At 63.6% G+C, this 17,345-nt stretch carries 21 protein-coding genes; 13 read left to right on the plus strand and 8 right to left on the minus strand.

Features of this window, described 5'->3' with window-relative positions; genetic code table 11:
- Positions 1–213: 213 nt before the first annotated feature.
- The gene (locus QRN52_RS01545; protein ID WP_284751044.1) at positions 214–552 is read right to left on the minus strand and encodes a YnfA family protein; all 339 of its coding nucleotides are present in this window, start codon (positions 550–552) and stop codon (positions 214–216) included.
- Between the two features lie 249 nt (positions 553–801).
- On the opposite strand from QRN52_RS01545, the gene rpsF reads away from it, so the two are divergent.
- The 6 genes from rpsF to QRN52_RS01575 all read left to right on the plus strand — a co-directional run bounded on the left by rpsF (position 802) and on the right by QRN52_RS01575 (position 4,317).
- Complete coding sequence (rpsF, locus tag QRN52_RS01550; RefSeq protein ID WP_028267876.1) at positions 802–1,107, plus strand: 30S ribosomal protein S6; 306 nt, start codon at positions 802–804, stop codon at positions 1,105–1,107.
- A 55-nt stretch (positions 1,108–1,162) separates the two neighbouring features.
- Positions 1,163–1,738, plus strand: a complete 576-nt coding sequence (locus QRN52_RS01555; protein ID WP_078107100.1) for a single-stranded DNA-binding protein — start codon at positions 1,163–1,165, stop codon at positions 1,736–1,738.
- Positions 1,739–1,861: 123 nt separating this feature from the next.
- A complete protein-coding gene (rpsR, locus tag QRN52_RS01560) occupies positions 1,862–2,101 on the plus strand; it encodes a 30S ribosomal protein S18 (RefSeq protein WP_003800144.1) in 240 nt (79 codons plus the stop codon).
- 17 nt (positions 2,102–2,118) lie between these two features.
- Entirely contained in the window at positions 2,119–2,571 is a 453-nt protein-coding gene (gene rplI / locus QRN52_RS01565) for a 50S ribosomal protein L9 (protein WP_234752901.1), read from the plus strand.
- A gap of 169 nt (positions 2,572–2,740) precedes the next feature.
- Positions 2,741–3,592, plus strand: a complete 852-nt coding sequence (locus QRN52_RS01570) for a PhzF family phenazine biosynthesis protein (RefSeq protein WP_284751045.1) — start codon at positions 2,741–2,743, stop codon at positions 3,590–3,592.
- 98 nt (positions 3,593–3,690) lie between these two features.
- Positions 3,691–4,317, plus strand: a complete 627-nt coding sequence (locus tag QRN52_RS01575) for an FMN reductase (protein WP_284751046.1) — start codon at positions 3,691–3,693, stop codon at positions 4,315–4,317.
- 29 nt (positions 4,318–4,346) lie between these two features.
- On the opposite strand, the gene QRN52_RS01580 is transcribed toward QRN52_RS01575, so the two are convergent.
- Positions 4,347–4,922, minus strand: coding sequence for a hypothetical protein (locus QRN52_RS01580; RefSeq protein ID WP_284751047.1), 576 nt, complete (start codon positions 4,920–4,922; stop codon positions 4,347–4,349).
- 3 nt (positions 4,923–4,925) lie between these two features.
- A complete protein-coding gene (locus tag QRN52_RS01585; protein WP_284751048.1) occupies positions 4,926–5,405 on the minus strand; it encodes a hypothetical protein in 480 nt (159 codons plus the stop codon).
- Positions 5,406–6,033: 628 nt separating this feature from the next.
- Here QRN52_RS01585 and dnaB point away from each other — a divergent pair.
- Positions 6,034–7,419, plus strand: coding sequence for a replicative DNA helicase (gene dnaB / locus QRN52_RS01590; RefSeq protein ID WP_078107106.1), 1,386 nt, complete (start codon positions 6,034–6,036; stop codon positions 7,417–7,419).
- Between the two features lie 57 nt (positions 7,420–7,476).
- On the opposite strand, the gene QRN52_RS01595 is transcribed toward dnaB, so the two are convergent.
- Entirely contained in the window at positions 7,477–8,304 is an 828-nt protein-coding gene (locus QRN52_RS01595) for a helix-turn-helix transcriptional regulator (protein WP_284751049.1), read from the minus strand.
- A 77-nt stretch (positions 8,305–8,381) separates the two neighbouring features.
- Here QRN52_RS01595 and ilvD point away from each other — a divergent pair, with 77 nt between their 5' ends.
- The gene (gene ilvD / locus QRN52_RS01600; RefSeq protein WP_284751050.1) at positions 8,382–10,250 is read left to right on the plus strand and encodes a dihydroxy-acid dehydratase; all 1,869 of its coding nucleotides are present in this window, start codon (positions 8,382–8,384) and stop codon (positions 10,248–10,250) included.
- A 91-nt stretch (positions 10,251–10,341) separates the two neighbouring features.
- Here ilvD and QRN52_RS01605 read toward each other — a convergent pair whose 3' ends face one another.
- The 3 genes from QRN52_RS01605 to QRN52_RS01615 form a co-directional block, all read right to left on the minus strand.
- A complete protein-coding gene (locus tag QRN52_RS01605) occupies positions 10,342–11,310 on the minus strand; it encodes an acyl-CoA thioesterase (RefSeq protein WP_284751051.1) in 969 nt (322 codons plus the stop codon).
- Positions 11,311–11,558: 248 nt separating this feature from the next.
- The gene (locus tag QRN52_RS01610; RefSeq protein ID WP_284751052.1) at positions 11,559–11,993 is read right to left on the minus strand and encodes a DoxX family protein; all 435 of its coding nucleotides are present in this window, start codon (positions 11,991–11,993) and stop codon (positions 11,559–11,561) included.
- 153 nt (positions 11,994–12,146) lie between these two features.
- A complete protein-coding gene (locus QRN52_RS01615) occupies positions 12,147–12,716 on the minus strand; it encodes an antibiotic biosynthesis monooxygenase (protein ID WP_284751053.1) in 570 nt (189 codons plus the stop codon).
- Positions 12,717–12,756: 40 nt separating this feature from the next.
- Between QRN52_RS01615 and QRN52_RS01620 the strand changes: the two genes are divergently transcribed.
- The 3 genes from QRN52_RS01620 to QRN52_RS01630 all read left to right on the plus strand — a co-directional run bounded on the left by QRN52_RS01620 (position 12,757) and on the right by QRN52_RS01630 (position 15,082).
- Positions 12,757–14,100: an MATE family efflux transporter gene (locus tag QRN52_RS01620; protein WP_284751054.1), complete on the plus strand. Its 1,344-nt coding sequence runs from the start codon at positions 12,757–12,759 to the stop codon at positions 14,098–14,100.
- 9 nt (positions 14,101–14,109) lie between these two features.
- Complete coding sequence (locus QRN52_RS01625; RefSeq protein WP_284751055.1) at positions 14,110–14,664, plus strand: hypothetical protein; 555 nt, start codon at positions 14,110–14,112, stop codon at positions 14,662–14,664.
- 67 nt (positions 14,665–14,731) lie between these two features.
- Positions 14,732–15,082, plus strand: coding sequence for a hypothetical protein (locus QRN52_RS01630; RefSeq protein WP_284751056.1), 351 nt, complete (start codon positions 14,732–14,734; stop codon positions 15,080–15,082).
- A 121-nt stretch (positions 15,083–15,203) separates the two neighbouring features.
- On the opposite strand, the gene QRN52_RS01635 is transcribed toward QRN52_RS01630, so the two are convergent.
- Entirely contained in the window at positions 15,204–15,752 is a 549-nt protein-coding gene (locus QRN52_RS01635; RefSeq protein ID WP_284751057.1) for a CGNR zinc finger domain-containing protein, read from the minus strand.
- 70 nt (positions 15,753–15,822) lie between these two features.
- Between QRN52_RS01635 and QRN52_RS01640 the strand changes: the two genes are divergently transcribed.
- Both QRN52_RS01640 and QRN52_RS01645 read left to right on the plus strand, forming a co-directional pair.
- The gene (locus tag QRN52_RS01640; RefSeq protein ID WP_284751058.1) at positions 15,823–16,854 is read left to right on the plus strand and encodes an EamA family transporter; all 1,032 of its coding nucleotides are present in this window, start codon (positions 15,823–15,825) and stop codon (positions 16,852–16,854) included.
- A 105-nt stretch (positions 16,855–16,959) separates the two neighbouring features.
- Positions 16,960–17,232 carry a DUF2277 domain-containing protein gene (locus QRN52_RS01645; protein ID WP_234752874.1) on the plus strand — a complete coding sequence of 91 codons (273 nt, stop codon included), beginning with the start codon at positions 16,960–16,962 and terminating at the stop codon, positions 17,230–17,232.
- Positions 17,233–17,345 lie beyond the last annotated feature (113 nt).

The following is a 17,345-nucleotide window of genomic DNA, read 5'->3' on the forward strand; positions in this document are numbered from 1 at the left end:
TTGGCACGGGCGGACTTCGGACCCTGGTTCTTCGCTGCGGCGTTCATAGTCAGATCATGGCACGGCTGGCTCCAGGCCCCGGCGTCACGCCACGCAGACTTTTAGCGTGCGGAGTGGAGCAGCGCCGCGGAAAACCGGGGGATCCCGACGTCGGACGGTCCAGAAAGTTGCACAGCGTGACGGCCGCTTCGACGGTTCAGCTGCCTTGCCGGCTTAGCTGCCCGGCCGAGGCGCGAACATGATGACGGCCACGCCGAAGATGCAGATCATCGCGCCGATGACGTCCCAACGGTCCGGGCGGAATCCGTCCATGAGCATTCCCCAAGCCAACGATCCGGCGATGAACACCCCGCCGTAAGCGGCAAGCACGCGGCCGAAGTACGCGTCAGGTTGGAAAGCTGCCACGAAACCGTAGATACCCAAGGCTGCGATACCGAGGCCTGCCCACCACCACGGTTTGGCCTCCCTGACTGATTGCCACACGAGCCAGGCCCCGCCTATCTCGGCGACGGCCGCCAGGATAAAGAGTGCGACGGATTTGAGGATGGTCATGGATTCAGTCTGCCTGGGCTTGGCGGGTGCGGATGGCGGCTACCCAGGTTATCCACATACGCGACGTCGCTCATTCCACCTCGCCGACACGCCGAATAGGCTTAGACACGGGAAATGGACTAAGATATTGAAGTCTGTGCTGCGCCCTGTCTCCGCTTCTGGAAGCGGTCGCCAGCACTGTTCATCGCAAATGAACCTCCTGTTACGGAAATGCCGTAACCGCTTAGCCCAAAGGAGGTGGGTTCACATATGCGTCCTTACGAATTGATGGTAATCATCGACCCCGAGGTCGAAGAGCGTACCGTAGAGCCGTCGCTTCAGAAGTTCCTCAATGTCATCACCACCGATGGTGGAACCATCGAAAAGGTTGACATCTGGGGCCGCCGTCGCCTCGCTTACGACATCAAGAAGAAGTCCGAAGGTATCTACGCTGTGGTGAACTTCACCGCCAAGCCGGAAACCGCCAAGGAACTTGACCGCCAGCTGAGTCTCAACGAGACCATCATGCGCACCAAGATCACCCGCCCCGAAGAGCAGAAGGTCGTTGCTGAGTAGTTTCAGCTCCCGGCTTTCATTCTTTACCCCGCAGGAACGAACAAGGAGGCAGTAGATGGCAGGCGAAACCACTATTACGGTCATCGGTAATCTCACCAATGACCCCGAACTGCGGTTCACACCGTCAGGCTCGGCGGTAGCGAACTTCACCATCGCTTCTACTCCCCGGACCTTCGACCGCCAGTCCAATGAGTGGAAGGACGGGGAAACCCTGTTCCTCCGCGCATCGGTATGGCGCGAAGCAGCCGAAAACGTCGCCGAATCCCTCACCAAGGGCATGCGCGTGATTGTTTCCGGCCGCCTGAAGAGCCGTTCCTACGAAACCAAGGAAGGCGAGAAGCGCACCGTTATCGAGCTCGAAGTCGATGAAATCGGCCCGAGCCTGCGTTACGCCAACGCCAAGGTCAACCGCACCCAGCGCTCCGGCGGTCAGGGTGGTCAGGGCGGCTTCGGCGGCGGCAACAACAGCGGCGGCTTCGGAGGTGGCGGCGCTGGTGCAAACCAGGGCGGCAACTCCGGCGGAACATGGGGCGGCGGCCAGTCCGCACCGCAGGAAGACCCCTGGGCTACCCCGGGCGTCAGCAATGCGGGCGGATGGGGCAACGGCCCGGATTCCGAACCTCCCTTCTAAACATTCACAAGTTCGACGCCGGAACCCGCCGGATGTGCCGCGAGGCACCCGGGTGGCAACCGCCGTCGAGCACCACCATCCCGTGGATCCATTCCACGGGCTCCATAGAAAAGGAGCTCCACGATGGCTAAGGCTGAACTCCGTAAGCCCAAACCAAAGTCCAACCCCTTGAAGGCCGCTGACATCACCGTCATCGACTACAAGGACGTAGCATTGCTGCGCAAGTTCATCTCCGACCGCGGAAAGATCCGCGCCCGTCGCGTCACTGGCGTCACGGTGCAGGAACAGCGCAAAATCGCCCAGGCAATCAAGAACGCCCGCGAAGTTGCTCTGCTGCCTTACTCCGGCGCTGGCCGCGGCTAAGGAAGGGATTAACTAACATGGCAAAGCTCATTCTGACCCACGAAGTAACCGGTCTCGGTGCTGCCGGCGATGTTGTCGAGGTCAAGGACGGTTACGCACGTAACTTCCTGCTGCCCCGCGGCTTCGCTCTGACCTGGACCAAGGGTGGCGAGAAGCAGGTTGAGTCCATCAAGGCTGCCCGCGCTGCTCGTGCCCACGCTTCGGTTGAAGCTGCACAGGCCCAGGCTTCTGCGCTTTCTTCCAAGAAGGTCAAGCTCGTAGTGAAGGCCGGCGAGTCCGGTCGTCTCTTCGGCACCGTCAAGCCGGCTGATGTCGCTGCTGCAGTTGAGGCCGCTGGCCTCGGCTCCATCGACAAGCGCAACGTTGAACTGCCGAACCACATCAAGTCCCTTGGTTCGTACCAGGCCAACGTCCGCCTGCACGAGGATGTTTCCGCTGTCATCGACCTTGAGGTCGTTGCCAGCAAGTAGCGTAGCTTCACGAAGGACCCCCGTCCCCGGTTTCCGGAGGCGGGGGTCCTTTGTTTTGCGCGGTTTCCGGGCGCGCGAACTGGCAGTAGATGCCCTCTGGCGGCCTCGTAAGGGGCATTAGCTGCCAGTTCGCGCTAAGGAAGACGGGGGAACTTGATAGCCTGCAGCGGTGACCCTTGAAACCATGCGCACCAGGCCCTTCTCGCAAGTGGATGTCTTCACTGACGTGCCGTACCTCGGCAATCCGCTCGCCGCCGTCGTCGATGCTGAAGGGCTCAGCGCAGACCAGATGCAGCACTTTGCCAACTGGACCAACTTGTCCGAGACCACCTTCCTGCTGACGCCGAGCGATCCTGCGGCCAATTACCGCGTCCGGATCTTCACGGGCAGCGAGGAATTTCCTTTCGCGGGGCATCCGACGCTCGGCTCGGCGCACGCGTGGTTGGCGGCCGGCGGAGTGCCGAAGCGGGAAGGGGTGCTGGTCCAGGAATGCGGCGCAGGATTGGTCAAGGTAAAGGTCGACGGCGGCCGCCTCGCCTTCGCTGCGCCGCCGCTGACCCGTTTCGGGCCCGTGGGCGAGGTAATCATGGAACAGTTGGCCGCCGGACTCCGGTTGCCCCAATCCGCGCTCTTGGATGCCTCGTGGCTGGTCAACGGCCCGCAATGGATCGGCGTGCTGCTCGAATCGGCCGAGCAGGTCCTTGGCCTCGAGCCGGACCTCGTGGCATTGGGGGATCTGAAGGTTGGTGTGATCGGCCCCCACGAACCGGGTGCCGGCGTCGATTTCGAAGTCCGGACATTCATTCCGGGAGACGCAATGGTGGAGGACCCGGTCACGGGAAGCTTCAACGCGGGGATCGCTCAGTGGCTGATCGGCAGCGGCCGGGCTCCGGAGCAGTACGTCGCCGCGCAGGGTACCGTGCTGGGCCGGGCGGGACGCATCCACGTCAAAGCGGAAGACGGCGAGATCTGGGTGGGCGGGACTTCGGTGATGTGCATCCAGGGGACCGTGCGGCTGTAGGGGGAATAAAAGGGGCGGGGCCACAGTTTGGGAGTATAGATGCAAACGCATGTACTCTGGTTTGAAGCCATCGAACCACCTAGCAACAGGAGACCGCCATGGAGACCCGCCGCATAACCGTCCTTTCCGCCGGACTCGGCGTACCGTCGTCGAGCCGGCTTCTTGCAGACCAGCTCGCCGCGTCGGCCAGGCGCCAGCTTGGCGATGCCGGGTACGAGGTGCGGGTGGACGTTATCGAACTCCGGGACCTGGCCGTGGATATCGCCAACAACTTCGTCACCGGCTATGCCGCACCGCGCCTCGCAGAGGCGATCGCCGGCGTCGAGGATTCCGATGGCATCATCGCCGTGACTCCCGTCTTCAGCGCCTCCTACAGCGGGCTGTTCAAGTCTTTCATCGACGTTCTGGACCCGAAGTCCCTGGACGGCAAGGCGGTTCTTCTCGGCGCCACGGGCGGCACCGACCGGCACCAAATGGTGCTCGACTACGCCATGCGTCCGCTCTTCACCTACCTTCGCACCCGGATTACCCAGACGTCCGTTTTCGCAGGACCCCAGGACTGGGGAAACACCGACGACGGCGCGTCGCCGCTATCGGTCCGCGTGGACCGGGCGGCGGGCGAGCTTGCCCAGCTCCTGGGCGGCGAACAGCCGCATCGCAAGGCGGACACGATGGAATCACTGCCTTTTGAGCAGCTCCTCGCAGGGATCACCGCGGGACGCTAGGTCGAGCCTCGGCTCTCCCGCTCCTTGCGCTAGTCGTCCAGCAGCTCGATGAACTCCCGGGCCTGCTTCATGCTGATGTCGGAATGCTTGGTCAGGGCCAACGCCGCGGCTTCGACGTCACCGCTCTTGGCCAGGGTGCGGATCCGTCCGTAGATCTCGTCGTTGAGCATGTTGCTGCTCACTTCGCGCGTGACGTCGCCCTTGCTGACGATTGCCCGGTAACGGTAGGGGAAGCGCTCCGGCTCGTCGTCGTCGGGCATGAGGTCCTGCGGGGCGGGTTCGGGCTTGCGGAAGGGCTGCGGGTGCGCCGCAAGGGCGCCGACGGCGTCCCGTGAGGCGCGCAGGCCCTCTCCGGTGGCGCTGAGGTACAGCTTGATGGCCGCCATGGCCTGACCTTGGGCGATCAGGGAATACAGCTGGCGGTGTTGATCCTCGCTGAGCTTCGCGGCGGCTTCGCGGGCCAGCTCCACAGGGTCCACGGGTGCCTTGCCCGTGGCAGCATTGCCGCGGAGTTCCGTGGAGCGGCGGGAGAGCACACGGCTGATCAGCAGCACGCCGACGACGACGGCCGCCAGGATCAAGACCGGAACGAGTAGGGATGACATGCGCTAAAGCCGATCTATGTAGTTCTTGGCGGTCAACAAGTCCGAGTGGGTTTGCTGGCGCAGGAGCTTGATGGCCTGAATCTTCTGCCCGCTGCGGACCATGCCCTGCAATTGCAGGGCAAACTGTGGATTCAATTGCCCGTTGGGCAGGATGGGACCGTTGTAGCCGGCCTGGCCGACTCCCGGGCTGGCCCCGACTTGCGCCTTCAGCGCTGCCCGCGACTGGCTGTCCTGCTGGGACTGTTGCTGCGCATTCTGGCTGGGCCTTGTGGATGCATCGATGCGGGCCCTTGCAGCCGTCGCCGCCTGCACTTGGGCCGCCTGGTGGGCTGCCGAGCGGGCGGCCAGTTCCCGCTGATAGCGCTCGGCGTCGGACAACCCTGGGTTGCGTGGCTTGAATGCCGCCGTCAGGGCCCAAATCACAGCCACAAGGATGACAACGGGCATTGCGACCAGCAGTACATCCCCAATGGTGAAACCCATACCTAGAGCTTATGCCAGAACGCGGTTATCCACAGCACATTCCTGCTTTGGCATAGCTTCTGAGAGCCGTCTGTCAAATTTTGGGATCGATTGTGGGGAGTATCACATTTTTGGCATATTTATCCCGCTTTGGGCCATTGGACGAGGGGTGAACTGTGGATTGCGTGTATCGGCCTGTGGATGATCCGTGGAAGAAAATACTTTTGATCCACATGGCGTGAAGAACGTTTTCCCAGTTCAGGGGCTATTTGCCACAAAAAGAATTTCTCTTTCCACAGGGTCATGCACAGACTGTGCACAAGTAGGGGTATGTATTCCACACTTTATCCACAGGCCCGGCTTGGTGCCTCGGAAAAGCAGGGCTAACGTGGCTGAGTACCTGCTTTAGGTACTTGGAAAACCCCTGTTTCTTGTGGACGGCACCCTGGTGCCGTCGAAAAGCAGCGCGCCCGCGGACCTGTCTGTGGATAAGTTGTGGAAATCCCGGGGAACCCAAAATTGTCGGTGCCCTACGGAACAGTTTGGACCAGCCGGCATAAACGGCGCGGTCGGAGCAACCCACACCGGGGCAGTGGCCAACCGCACCGCCGGGAACAGTTATCTGCCGCGGTACACAATGGAGGACGGCTTGTCAGTTACGCACTTGGATTCGATCGAGGGCGGCCGGACATCGGACGCCAGCCGCAAACCGCCGCAGGACATCCCTGCTGAGCAATCGGTTCTCGGCGGCATGATGCTCTCCAAGGACGCCATTGCGGACGTCGTGGAGATTGTCCGCGGCCATGACTTTTACCGTCCGGCCCACGAAACCATCTATGAGTCCATCATCGATCTCTACGGCCGCGGCGAACCCGCTGACGCCGTCACGGTGTCCGATGAGCTCACCAAGCGCGGCGAGATCAACAGGATCGGCGGCCCCGCCTACCTGCACGAGCTCATCCAGACCGTGCCCACGGCGGCCAACGCAGGCTACTACGCTGAGATCGTTGCCGAACGCGCCGTCCTGCGCCGGCTCGTCAACGCCGGCACCAAGATCGTCCAGATGGGCTACGGCCAGGACGGAGAGGTGGAAGACCTCGTCAACCAGGCCCAGGCCGAGATCTACGCCGTGGCCGAACGCCGCACCGCGGAAGACTACGTGGCGCTCAAGGACGTCATGGAATCCACCGTTGACGAGATCGAGGCATCCGGCCACCGCGGAGAGGGCATGACGGGCGTCCCCACCGGGTTCTACGAACTCGATGAGCTCACCCATGGTCTGCACCCGGGCCAGATGATTGTCATCGCCGCGCGCCCCGCCGTCGGTAAATCCACGTTCGCGCTTGACTTCGCCCGTTCCGCTGCCATCAAGAACAACCTCGCCACCGTGATGTTCTCCTTGGAAATGGGACGCAATGAAATCGCGATGCGCCTGCTGTCCGCCGAGGCCACCATTGGCCTCCAGGACCTTCGCAAAGGCACCATCAAGGACGAGCAGTGGTCCAAGATCGCCACCACCATGGGTCGCATGAACGACGCCCCGTTGTTCATTGATGACAGCCCCAATATGTCCCTCATGGAAATCAGGGCTAAGTGCCGCCGCCTGAAGCAGCAGCACGACCTCAAACTGGTGATCCTCGACTACCTCCAGCTCATGAGCTCCGGCAAGAAGGTGGAATCCCGCCAGCAGGAAGTCTCGGAATTCTCGCGTGCCCTCAAGCTGTTGGCCAAGGAGCTCCAGGTTCCGGTCATCGCGCTCTCGCAGCTCAACCGTGGATCCGAGCAGCGCCAGGACAAGCGGCCCATGGTCTCGGACCTCCGTGAATCAGGCTCCATCGAACAGGACGCCGACATGGTCATCCTGCTTCATCGCGAGGACGTCTACGACAAAGAATCCCCTCGCGCCGGCGAAGCCGACATCCTCATCGCCAAGCACCGTAACGGTCCCACCAAGGACATCGTGGTTGCGTTCCAGGGCCATTATTCCCGCTTCGCCAATATGGCGGGCGAGACCGGCGGCGGCGGTGGGTTCTAGGGCGGTAGTGGCCGCCGACTAGGTAAAGGGTGTCCGGAGAACCCGGAACGATGGACGCTAGCCCTCAACCAGCGCACGCATCCGATCACTCGTAGGCGTGCCCGGTACCGGTGCGTACATCACGAGGTGCAGCTCCGGCGCATCCGAGGGCGCCAGACGGTGCTGCTCAAAGACCAGTTCGCCGACCGCGGGATGCAGGAACACGCGCTGCCTGGACGCGAAGCGCTCCACGCCGCGGTCCGCCCAGAGTTTCGCGAACTCCGGACTGGCCTCGATCAGCCGGTTGATCAGCGTGGTGTGGGCGGCGGAGCCGAGCCGGGCACCTGCCTCCGCCCGGAACTCGGCGACGAAATGGCGTGACGTCTCTTCCCAATCGGGCAGCATCTCGCGCAGGTGCGGGTCTGTGAAGATCAGCCACAAGAGGTTTCTGTCGGCCAGGTCGACGGCGGCGATTCGCGAATACAGGCCGGCATAGGCGCGGTTCCAGCCGGCGATCCCCCAGTCCGGGGCCACTGCAAAGGCGGGGAAGTCAACAGAGTCGAGCAGCCGCTTCACGTGCGCCGGAGGTTCCTCGATCACTGCCACCTCGGCATCCGGCACGGGGGCATAGCCGCCCAATGCCAGCAGGTAGGACTTCTCGGCACCGGTGAGGCCAAGCACTCGTGCAATCGCCTCGAGCACCTGCCGGGAGGCATTGATTTCGCGGCCCTGTTCGAGCCAGGTGTACCAAGTGACGCTGACCGCGGCGAACGAAGCGACCTCTTCGCGGCGAAGCCCGAGGGTGCGGCTCCGTCCAATCGGCGGCAGCCCCAACTCCGCCCGCACCAGGTTTCCTCGCCTGTCGCGCAGGAATTGGCCCAACTCCCGCCTGCGCTCCTCACTCATTCCACTAAATCTAGCACTGCCACTACTAGTACCAAGAGCGTCTTCAACCCCCGCTATTCGGCTGATTGACTGGTGAGATGCCTCAACTCCGTTCACGAACAGTCACCCACGGCCGCAACATGGTCGGCGCACGAGCCTTGCTCCGTGCCGCCGGTGTGAAAGGGTCCGACTTCGGAAAGCCGATCATCGCCGTCGCGAACAGCTTCACCGAATTCGTCCCCGGACACACGCACCTTCAGCCAGTCGGACGCATCGTCTCCGACGCCATCATCGAGGCAGGTGGCATCCCGCGCGAGTTCAACACCATCGCCGTGGATGACGGCATCGCCATGGGACACGGCGGCATGCTCTACTCTCTGCCGTCCCGCGAACTGATCGCCGATTCGGTCGAGTACATGGTCAACGCCCACTGTGCCGACGCGCTCATCTGCATCTCGAATTGCGACAAGATCACTCCCGGCATGCTGATGGCCGCGCTTCGCTTGAACATTCCCACGGTCTTTGTCAGCGGGGGGCCGATGGAGGGTGGCACCGCCGTCCTGGTCGATGGCACCGTGCGCAAGCGCCTGAACCTGATCTCCGCGATCGCCGACTCCGTGGACGAAAGCGTCTCTGACGCCGATCTGCTCACCTTGGAAGAAAACGCGTGTCCCACCTGTGGTTCCTGCTCGGGGATGTTCACTGCCAACTCGATGAACTGCCTCACCGAGGCGCTCGGGCTCTCGCTGCCGGGTAACGGCACGACGCTCGCCACCCACACCGCCCGCCGCGACCTCTACGAGGACGCGGGCAAAGCCATCGTCGACATCACCAACGCGCACTACTTCGACGGCGACGATTCCGTTCTGCCCCGGTCCATCGCGGGCCGCGAGGCGTTCGAGAACGCGATGACAATGGACATCGCAATGGGCGGCTCATCCAACACCATCCTGCATTTGCTCGCCGCCGCCCAGGAAGCCGAACTGGACTTCACCCTCGAGGACATCGACGCCATCTCGCGCCGCACCCCGTGCTTGTCCAAGGTGGCGCCCAACGGCACCTACCTGATCGAAGACGTCCACCGTGCCGGCGGGATCCCAGCCATCATGGGCGAACTGGACCGCGGCGGGATGCTCAATCACAACGTACGCTCCGTGCACAGCCCAGACCTGCGCTCCTGGCTGGACGCCTGGGACATCCGCGGCGGCCAGGCGAGCGACGAGGCCGCCGAACTCTTCCACGCGGCCCCCGGCTGTGTCCGCTCCGCTACGGCCTTCTCCCAGTCGGAGCGCTGGGAGAGCTTGGACACCGACGCCGAGAACGGCTGCGTCCGCTCGATCGCCAACGCCCACACCGTGGAAGGCGGCCTGGCCGTGCTCCGAGGCAACATCTCGCTCGATGGATGCGTCGTGAAGACCGCCGGCGTGGATGAGTCGATCTTCCGCTTCTCCGGCCCCGCCGTGGTTTTCGAATCGCAGGATGACGCCGTGGAGGCAATCTTGAGCAAACGAATCGTCGAGGGCGACGTCGTCGTCATTCGATACGAGGGCCCGCGCGGCGGCCCTGGCATGCAGGAAATGCTCTACCCGACGTCATTCCTGAAGGGTCTCGGGCTCGGGGCGAAGTGCGCCCTCATCACCGACGGACGATTCTCCGGGGGGACCTCCGGGCTATCGATCGGCCACATCTCTCCCGAAGCCGCCGCAGGAGGAGCGATCGCCCTCATCGAGGACGGCGACACGATTTCCATCGACATTCCCGCCCGCTCGATCACTGTTGAGGTGCCCGACGACGAGCTTGACCGCCGTCGCGCACTGCTTGAGGCGACCACAGGCTACCGGCCGCGCAACCGCGAACGCGCTGTCTCGCCAGCGCTGCGCGCATACGCGGCGTTCGCGCTTTCGGCGGACAAGGGAGCCGTGCGGCACGTGCCCTTGGAATCAGTACCTGCGGCTATCAGCCGCTAGTAACCGGCAGTCCGTAAGGTGCAATGGCCACCGCTGGGGGTGGCCACTGCACCTTAGGGCACTTCGCCATGGATCGGTGTTTGGGCGTCGCCTACCTGCCGTTGAGCAAATGGTCGGGCATCCGGTTTCCGGGAGCCCTTCCGCGGATCTCCAGCAGTTCGCGGGCGTGGGCGTGAAGGCGACGATCCTCGTCGGTTTCCGGAACCCAGGGTGGGATCGGAACGGACGTGCCGGTCTTGTCCCTGGCCACCATGACCGTGAGGCAATAGGTGGTCAGGTTCATCTCGCGGGTCTTGGGGTTTCCGGAGCGCACATGGACCGCAATATGCATGCCTTTATGGCCTGTGTAGACGAGGCGGGCTTCGACTTCCACCACGTCGCCGATCAACAGTGGTCGGTAGAAGCGCACGCCGCCGGAGAACACGGCCACGGTGTCCTTGCCGCAATAGCGGGAAGCGCAGACGTAGGCGGCCTCATCGATCCACTTCATGACGATGCCGCCATGGACTTTCCCGCCCCAGTTCACATCGGTGGGGGCTGCCATGAAGCGGAGAACAACGCGCTCGGCCGTGCCGGCGTCGGTATATTCCTGCGCGTTCATGGCTTCGACGATCTTTTCCCGCACGGCGATTCGCGCGAGGGCGCTGTTGCGCTGCTCGATTTCCTCCGGCGTCGCTGGCTCGAACTGGGGGACTGGAACCGGGCGGCCGTCGGGACCGACCGCAACGAAGATCACCAGGCACTGGCTGCGCATCGTGGCCGGGCCGCCCTTGGGGTCGCCGGAGGACACGATGGTCCGGATGTGCATGGAAGAGCGGCCCGTGTAGACGATGGTCGCTTCCACCTCGACCATGTCCCCGCTGTTCACGGGGTCGGCGAAATGGATGTTGCCCACGTAAGCCGTGACGCAATAGGACTTCGCCCAGCCAACAGCTGCCGCGTACGCGGCCTTGTCCACCCACTCAAGGACTGTGCCGGCGTCGACGGACCCGCTGTGTCCGACGTCGGTGGGGGAAGCAAGGAACCGCAACGTGACGGAGTGGGAGGGGAGCTCGCTCATGACGTGAGTGTATCGACGGCGTGGATGCCGGCGCGCTGTATGACGGGCCGGCGACGCCCACGCGGCTCCGCGACGCGCAAATGGGTCCGTGACACGCAAAAGGGCTGGCGACGCCCGCGCGGCTCCGCGACGCGCAAATGGGTCCGTGACATGCAAAAGGGCTGGCGACGCCCGAATTCGGGAGTCGCCAGCCCTTTGTGGCATCGCCGGCGCAATTGGGTGTCGCCAGCGAAGCAGCGCACGCGATCCTAGGCGAGAATGCGCAGCTTGGAACCCCTCCGGCCGAAGACGGCGGCGTCGACGGAGATTCGTCCGGCGCCGGTCAGGGCCACGGCCGCCACTGCGGCCGCGAGGGCCAGGACGAGTTCGTATCCGCCCTTGTCGGCAAACAGGCCGGCCGGGGCGTGGACCAGGAACAGGGCACCGAGCATATCCAGTGCAAGGAGAGCGGCGAAGATGCGCGTCAGCACGCCCGCGATGAGGGCAATGCCTCCGACAAGTTCGATGCTTGCCACGATCGGGGCCACGACGTCGGCAGCAGGAACGCCCATCTTGCCGAAGGCGGCCTGTGTGCCGGCGATGGTGAACTCATTGAATTTCTGCCAGCCATGCGCGGCGAAGATGAAGCCGACGATGACGCGCAGGACGGTAAGGGCTGTGTTGGTCAGGGTGGACTGGTTCATGTTTTTGCACCGTTTTCGGGTAGCGGTTGGCTGTCGCGAAGCTCCCAAGACCGGAATCAATTTGTTGAAGCTTCAACTCAAGCCTTTCCGACTTTGCTTGAAGTGTCAAACAAGCGTGACGCAGTGAGACCGCCTCCGCAGTCCCGGCAGGTCCTACCGGCCCTTGCGCTTCGCTTCCAACCAGGGCTTCAGGAGGCGGGTGGTGACCGGCAGGAAAATGTAGACCATGAGCGGCGTCAGGATGCAGATGTTCAACAGAACCTGGAGAACCAGCGGCCAGCCCAGGACCAAGGGGTGCAGCAGGAAATTGGCCAGCAGGCTCAAGGGAAAGAACGGCAGGAAGATGCTGACGGCCTGCTTCCATCGCGGCGGCACCACCGTCTCCGGGACGGCGAGGTTCACGTCGCCGGGTTGCGAGAACCATCCTTCGATTCCGGAACGGCGCTCCACCCGCGTGACCTCCATGAGCTCAGTGGCGCTTTCGATCCACCATCGGCGCTCTTCGGATTCCTCCCAAGCCTGCAGGGTTTCAGCATCGGCGAAGCGGTAGAGCATGTGCCATTCATCGGAATCGGCCGCCGTGCGCACCCATCCTGAACCCAGGTAGCCGGGCCATTCCCGGGCAAGTTCCTGGCCTGCGTGGGCCCATGCGTTGGCTTGGCGCGTGTAACCGGGAGTAATGGTGCGGGCGACGGAAACGGTGATGGGATGCTGGAGCGACACCTCAACAATCTACTCGCCGGTGCCCCGCTAGGCTGGGAAAGTGCCCCAAACAGTGACCCGTCCCACCACGCCCTCCACTTCCCGCGAGATCCTGCGCCTGGCTGTCCCCGCCTTTGGGGCGCTCATCGCCGAACCCCTCTTCCTCTTGGCCGACTCGGCCATTGTGGGCCACCTTGGCGTCCCTCAACTTGCCGGAGTCGGGCTGGCCTCCACCCTGCTGTACACCGCCGTCGGACTCATGGTCTTTCTGGCATATTCGACAACTCCTGCCGTGGCCCGGGCGATCGGGGACGGAAAGCTCGCCAAAGCGCTGGCCGCAGGTCGCGACGGCGTCTGGCTGGCCTTGTTGCTAGGCACCGTCCTGGCCGTGGCCGGTTTCCTCGCGGCCGAGCCGCTCGTCGGGCTGCTTGGAGCCGGTGGCGAGGTGCAGGCATATGCCGTCGAGTACTTGCGCTGGTCGATGCCAGGACTCGTAGCCATGCTCCTGATCTTCGCTGGCACCGGCGTCTTGCGCGGACTACAGGACACCCGCACCCCCTTGGTGGTCGCAACAGCGGGCTTCGCCATCAACATTGCCCTGAACTGGACCCTCGTCTACGGGCTGCATTTATCCGTGGCGGGGTCAGCTATCGGTACCAGCATTGCGCAATGGGCCATGGCTGCCGTCTATTTGGTGATGGTGGGACGGAATGCCCGGCGCCACGGGGTTTCATTGCGACCGGACTGGCGCGGAATCCGCACGATGACCTCCGTGGGTTCATGGCTCATGCTCCGCACCCTCAGCCTGCGCCTGGCTATCCTGGCCACCGTCCTGGTGGTCACGTCCCAAGGGTCCGTGAACCTCGCTGCGCACCAGCTCGCGATGACCATTTTCTCCTTCCTCGCCTTCGCCCTGGACGCCTTGGCGATTGCTGCGCAGGCCCTCATCGGCAAGGAACTCGGCGCCTCCCATCCGGCTCGGGCGCGCGATCTCACCCGCACGATGATCCGCTGGGGTGTGGGCTTCGGCGTCGTGACCGGTGTACTCCTCGCGGTCGCCGCTCCGTGGGTGGGCTTCCTCTTCACCTCCGACGCCAGCGTCCAGTCCGCGCTCACCGCGGCACTGTGGGTGCTCGCCGTCGGGCAGCCTCTCGGCGGCTACGTCTTCGTCCTGGACGGCGTCCTGATCGGTGCGGGCGATGCCCGCTACCTGGCGATTGCCGGCGCCGTGAACCTCGCGGTCTATCTGCCGCTCTTGGTGGCAGTCCACGTGACAAAGCCCGACGGCGCGGCGGGGCTCGTCTGGCTCTGGGTCACGTTCGCGCTGGGCTACATGATGGCCCGCGGGGTCACGCTGGGGCTGCGTGCCCGCTCTGACAAATGGATGGTCCTCGGTTCGCACTAAACTGGACTGGTGACTCTCCCCACCTCTTCAGCGACTTCATCCACGCCTTCAGCAACCGGACTCTGGAAGCCCGTACTTCTCCGCGCCGGTGCTGCGCTGGTGTTTGGAGCCGTGACCGTCTTCTGGGGCTCGCCATCCGTTCACGTTCTGGCCTGGGCTACAGGGCTCTACCTGCTCGCAACCGCGGGCGGCGCGTTCCTGGCTGCGAGTGTTCCGGCGGCCGCGGCTGTGGTCGTTGGCCTGGCAGGGGTGGGTGCCTTGATTACGCAGTCCGACACGGGGGTTGGCGTTTCCGCGCTCGTAGGGTTGCTGGTGCTCGGGGTGTTTGAGCTGGTCCAGGGATTCCGGCAGCGCGGACAGCATGTGCTTGCCCGCGACTGGATCATTTCCGGTGTGGTGGGCATCGGCACCGCCGTTGCGTTGCCGTTCTTCATCAGCCTTGGAGCGCACGCGCTTCTCGGTGTTGCCGGCGGTGGCGCCATCATCTCGGGAGTCTTGTGGGTGCTGTCCGGGCTGAGCCTCCGGCACGATGGGCGAAGCCCCTCCGCTGAGGCCGTAAACTAGTAGTCGTACGTTCTACCCTTCGTAGAACTTTCAAGGCGCGAACGGCGCCAACACCCACATTGGAGGAATGACCTTGGCTGACCAAAAACCAGGAGAGCCGCGCAAGATGCGGACCTCGGTTAAGGGACCGCTGATGTTCTCCGCGTTTTGGGGCGTCGTGATCTTTTTCGCCGTGCTGATTTTCGCCTCCGGCGGGAGCGCCCGGACTCCGCGCTTTGACCTCGCCTTTACGGGCGCCGGCATCGCCTTCATTGTGAGCCTTGTCCTCGCCGCAATGCTTTCCATGAGCCACAAGGAAAACGCCGAGCACCTCGGCAAGGGCTCGGGCGTCAACCTGAGTTCCAGGAAGCCGGGCCAAGGTCACGGTTCTGCGGCCCCCCATGCGGGCAGCGAGACGGAAACCCCCGACGCCGACTAGGCCGTCCTAGCCTCGTATCCCGTCACGCCACGCAACTTTTGCCGGCTGGCGACCCCGGAAACTCGCGGCAGGCCGCCGTCGTGCGCCCCGAAAAGTTGTTCCGCGTGACGCTCGCGCCGGCTCACTCCGTACCTGAGGCCTTTCGGGCCCGGTAGGCGGCCACGTGGGTTCGGTTGGCGCAGTTGCCGGTATCGCAATAGAGCTTGGAACGGTTGCGGCTCAAGTCCAGCACAACCGCGTCGCAATCGTCTGCCGCGCACACCCGCAGGCGGTCCATTTCCTTGCTGCGGATGACGTCGACGAGTGCCATGGCAGCCTCCGTCCCCATGCGTTCCGCGAGGGGCGCTTCAGGAGTGGTGGCGTGCAAGTGCCAATCCCAATGGTCGTGCTTGACCAGCTGGGGAAGTGCACGCGCGTCGGTGAGGAGTTGGTTGACGGTCTTTGCGGCCGCGTCCTCGTCCGCTGTCCACAGGGAAGCCAACTGGCTCCGCAGGCGCTTCACGCTGGCCAATTCCGCCGCGGTTCCCTCCCTGGTCCCCGTGAATTCTTCCGCGTCGAGGAAGGCGTGGAGCTCGGCTGCACCCGTGAGGGATTCGGTCCCGTTGGCGGCCGTATTGATCAAATTGACCACGGTTCGAAGCGCCACTTCAGTGTCAGGTGCAAAAAGCACTTTGACTCCTTACATCTCTCGGGGGTATTGTCAGCAGCGTAACCCATTTTACTCCTGACAGGAGGCTGCTGTGTCAGCTGCAACAAACCGGGCTGGTGCTGCGGGCTTCATGGCGTCGGGCCTGGGGCTCGCGCTCTTTTCCTCAGCTGTTTTCGGCTTGTCCGGCTCGTTCGCCAAGTCGCTCCTGGAAACCGGGTGGACCCCCGGCGCGGCAGTTGCCATCCGCTTGAGCGGTGCCTCACTCATCTTGGTGATCCCGGCCGTCGTCGCTCTCCGGGGCCGTTGGCACCAGCTCAAGGACAATTGGCTCACCATCCTGTTGTTCGGCGTGATTGGCGTCGCCGGGTGTCAGCTTTTCTACTTCAACGCGGTATCCAAGCTGTCCGTGGGTGTCGCCCTCCTGCTCGAATACCTCGCGCCAACCATGATCGTCTTGTGGCTCTGGGTCGCGAGCCGACGCCGCCCCCGGGCCCTCACCGCTATTGGAACGCTGCTTTCCCTCGGCGGGCTCGTCCTGGTGCTTGATCTCACCGGCTCTGTGAAGGTGGACTTCATTGGCGTCCTGTGGGGCATGGCCGCAGCCGTCTGCCTGGTCATCTACTTCTTCATCACCGCCAAGCAGAACGACACATTGCCGCCCATCGTGCTGGCCGCAGGCGGTCTCATGGCAGGTTCAATCCTTATCTGGATTGCCGGCGGGACCGGTCTGCTGACCATGACTTTCGCCACCGCGGATACGCAACTCGGGCCGTGGACAACGCCGTGGTGGGTCTCGATCGCCGGCCTCGTCATCCTGTCCACCGTGCTGTCTTACGTTACGGGGATCATGGCTGCCCGAAGCCTTGGTTCCAAGGTGGCTTCCTTTGTCTCGCTCACGGAGGTGTTGTTTGCCGTCGTGTGGGCCTGGCTTCTCCTGGCCGAATTGCCCGGAGCCATCCAGCTCGTGGGCGGGGCACTCATCGTGTGCGGGGTGGTTCTGGTGCGAATCGACGAGCTACGGGCTGACAAGCGCGATGCCGCCGGATTCGGCGAAGACCACACGGCCCTTGAGCTTGACCACGCGAACGACGTCGAGCCGGTTCCCTCGGAGAGGGTGCTCTGAAACAATCTCCGGTGGTCCCGCAGCTACGACTTCAGGACCTTTGTCAGGGCTCAGATATCGCTTCAAGGGGTCCCGGCACGGGAGAGCGGGGCCTAGCATGTTGATATGTGCCGGAACATTCACACTCTCCACAATTTTGAGCCACGAGCCACCTCTGCGGAGGTGGAAGCCGCAGCCCTGCAATACGTGCGCAAGATCAGTGGCACGACGAAGCCCTCGAAGGTCAACGAGGAAGCGTTCGCCGAGGCTGTCCATGAGATCGCGCACATCACCCAGCACCTGCTCGATTCCCTCGTGACCCATGCGCCAGCGCGCAACCGCGACGAGGAGGCGGCAAAAGCCAGGGCCCGGGCAGCCGTTCGTTTCGGAACGGCCTAGCTTCCCCCAAACTGCTAGCTTCCCCCAAACTAACTGGCAGTTGTTGCCGTTCTCACGCCGGATAACGACAACAACTGCGAGTCAGTTGGGTGGGGCCCACGGTGACGGTGGGG

This window comes from Arthrobacter sp. efr-133-R2A-120 (assembly GCF_030209835.1).
Taxonomy (GTDB): domain Bacteria; phylum Actinomycetota; class Actinomycetes; order Actinomycetales; family Micrococcaceae; genus Arthrobacter.

Coding starts and splice junctions, on each gene's coding strand:
- rplI (WP_234752901.1), top strand. CDS start 2,119: ATGGCAAAGCTCATTCTGACCCACGAAGTAACCGGTCTCGGTGCTGCC.
- QRN52_RS01555 (WP_078107100.1), top strand. CDS start 1,163: ATGGCAGGCGAAACCACTATTACGGTCATCGGTAATCTCACCAATGAC.
- QRN52_RS01545 (WP_284751044.1), bottom strand. CDS start 552: ATGACCATCCTCAAATCCGTCGCACTCTTTATCCTGGCGGCCGTCGCC.
- ilvD (WP_284751050.1), top strand. CDS start 8,382: ATGCCTCAACTCCGTTCACGAACAGTCACCCACGGCCGCAACATGGTC.
- QRN52_RS01575 (WP_284751046.1), top strand. CDS start 3,691: ATGGAGACCCGCCGCATAACCGTCCTTTCCGCCGGACTCGGCGTACCG.
- QRN52_RS01580 (WP_284751047.1), bottom strand. CDS start 4,922: ATGTCATCCCTACTCGTTCCGGTCTTGATCCTGGCGGCCGTCGTCGTC.
- rpsR (WP_003800144.1), top strand. CDS start 1,862: ATGGCTAAGGCTGAACTCCGTAAGCCCAAACCAAAGTCCAACCCCTTG.
- QRN52_RS01610 (WP_284751052.1), bottom strand. CDS start 11,993: ATGAACCAGTCCACCCTGACCAACACAGCCCTTACCGTCCTGCGCGTC.
- QRN52_RS01645 (WP_234752874.1), top strand. CDS start 16,960: ATGTGCCGGAACATTCACACTCTCCACAATTTTGAGCCACGAGCCACC.
- QRN52_RS01630 (WP_284751056.1), top strand. CDS start 14,732: ATGACCTTGGCTGACCAAAAACCAGGAGAGCCGCGCAAGATGCGGACC.
- QRN52_RS01605 (WP_284751051.1), bottom strand. CDS start 11,310: ATGAGCGAGCTCCCCTCCCACTCCGTCACGTTGCGGTTCCTTGCTTCC.
- QRN52_RS01585 (WP_284751048.1), bottom strand. CDS start 5,405: ATGGGTTTCACCATTGGGGATGTACTGCTGGTCGCAATGCCCGTTGTC.
- QRN52_RS01595 (WP_284751049.1), bottom strand. CDS start 8,304: ATGAGTGAGGAGCGCAGGCGGGAGTTGGGCCAATTCCTGCGCGACAGG.
- rpsF (WP_028267876.1), top strand. CDS start 802: ATGCGTCCTTACGAATTGATGGTAATCATCGACCCCGAGGTCGAAGAG.